Below are 1909 nucleotides of genomic sequence, written 5' to 3' on the forward strand. Positions count from 1 at the left end.
TTCAATATTTTCATCTAAAACTTTAATGTTATGCTTTAATATAACATCTCTAAGTTGTTGATTTCCCCAATTATCGATTTCTCTTGACAAATCTCTAGAGAACTGATTGATATAATCTTTGATCAGTTTGTCTTGACTCCAAGCCGGATTATGTTCAGAATGCCATCTCTCGGCTCTTTCAATCATCCGGTCGCCTAATCCTTCATACCACTCATTCCAAGATTCAGCCGCCTCTTCTAACACTTTTTCTATCAGTTGATCTGCTAACAAACGAATTTTCACATCTCGTCCACTAGCTGCGCCAATTTTTTCTAATATTTCATGCTTTTGACTTTCAGAAATTTTTATTTTTCCATCTACAACTTCTACCGCTTGAGTTAGTCCATCTAACCCTGAGTCAATTAAATCTTTAATTTTACTAACGAATTTCTTTATTTGTAGAGAGCCACGCTCAACAGTCAGGAATTGCTCGATCGAGTTAGTGAAAGCCTGAAAGTCTTTGAGATATTCATTCTGCTTTCCTTCCAAAATTGCTTTCAATGCAGCCTTAGCCGAAATGTAGTGAATGCGGTTTTTACCTGCAAGTAGATTTTTATCCCTGACAAAACTTTCAAGTCGCTGTCTCACATCAAGGCGATCTTGTTCATCATCCAAGGAATCCATGAAATTAACTACTATAAATAAATTTTCGGCAGGTTCGTCTTCTTTTCCCCCATTCAGTTGATTTCTGACATCCTGTAACAATTCTTTTTCCTTTTCAGGCAAAAGACGCATAGCATTGGTCAGAAAAATAGCTGCGTCTGTATCCTTAAGCAATTTTTGAGTAATAGCAGTTCTTTCTGGGTGTTCGTTTAATCCTGGTGAATCAATGATTTCTACACCGCTTTTGCATAAATCCAAGTCAGGATGCTCAAAAATAATTTCGTCTAGATTAGAGTTTGAAAGCTCCTCGCTGCGATGCTCTAGGGCTGCTTCTTTAGAAATAGCTGCTTTAATTTTATATTGGTCAAATGGAATGTCTTCTTTACGTCCATCTTTATAGCAGCAAATTACCCGTTTTTGCGCTCCATATCTGAGGACTGTCACCGTACCGCTACAGGGAATCGCCCTTACAGGTTGAATCTCTTCACCAAGCAGAGCATTCAATAAAGTTGATTTGCCTTGGCTAAACTCTCCGATAACTGCTACTCGGAAGCGTTGAGATTGTAATTTATGAGATATTTTTCCTATCTCATCTGGAAGAGTGTAAGGTAGAAACTCATTATCTACACAATCTTTAATTATTTGATAAAACTGATGACATAAATTGTCTATTTGCTCTCGCGATTTTTGGAATTCTTTTAGTTGTTCGTAAGAAAAAGAACGCTTTTGTTGAGTCGCTTTGGGTTCTGGTTTAGTAGGTAGAACTGCCAGCAGTTCGCTAGCAGCCTCCAAAAATATAGTATCTAGTTCTTGGAACCGAGCAGGGTCGAGTAGAGATTGTACCTCTTCTAAAGCATTTGGTTCCACGACTCCTTGATGACTGAAGCTAGCTTCTAAGACTGCTAAGTATCGAGGGTCAACTTTTAAATTATTGGCGATGACCTGCAAATACTTTTTCTCGCGAGCGTCCATGTCTCCGTCTGCGGCTGACATTTGATAGCCAAAGCCAAGCAGCAACAGCCTTTGTGGTGCAGTAAGCGGAGCCATCAGGATCACTAACTCACTGGATTTTTTGTAAATCTGTAGCTGTCCGGCTCCCTTCAACATTAGCTGTATTAATTGACGCACGTTACCCTCTGTAGGAACAAATCTGTTGAGAGTGGCTTGCAGCCGTTGCTTTTCCTGCGCTGTCACTACACCATCTACATAGATTACGCCTAACAGAAGCGTTACCAAAGCAGCTAGAAAAATTACAGGCGGAGTGAGA

At 39.6% G+C, this 1909-nt stretch carries 1 protein-coding gene; it reads right to left on the minus strand.

The features are described from left to right. A partial coding sequence (locus H6S82_RS31210; protein WP_191057332.1) for a dynamin family protein occupies nucleotides 1–1909 on the minus strand: 1909 nt, incomplete at both ends.

Source organism: Planktothrix sp. FACHB-1355 (assembly GCF_014748295.1).
Classification (GTDB): Bacteria; Cyanobacteriota; Cyanobacteriia; order Cyanobacteriales; family Aerosakkonemataceae; genus Aerosakkonema; species Aerosakkonema funiforme_A.